This window comes from Bradyrhizobium sp. Ses1 (assembly GCF_059512365.1).
Genome location: NZ_JCAMOQ010000255.1, coordinates 1 through 280 on the forward strand (window position 1 = coordinate 1; position 280 = coordinate 280).

General features: G+C 63.6%; 1 pseudogene. It reads left to right on the forward strand.

Going from position 1 to position 280, the window contains the following annotated elements:
• A pseudogene (locus AC5ZG5_RS46585) lies at window positions 1-235 on the forward strand (hypothetical protein); the annotation flags it as partial.
• Between the last annotated feature and the right edge of the window lie 45 nt (window positions 236-280).

Here is a 280-nt window from a genome sequence, read left to right on the forward strand (position 1 = left end):
GACCACAGGTTCAACCGAAGCATTCCGGCTTTCCCTGCGCGATGGTGTTACGGTTTCCTTCGTGCTCTCCTCGGTGACCGGGCTTTCTTGCCACCGTCGTCCGCGGCAGCTCTTGCTGCTCGCGCACTTAGCGCCAGCGTCGGGGCGCCAGGACCACACGACTTCGCCGTCCGCTGAAGTCACGCTCGTCAGTCGTGATATCAGCGTCCACCGCATCTCACCGCAACGTTCGTGACGATCGCGACCCGCCCCTCATCCGCCGTGAGACGCGCGGAGTTAA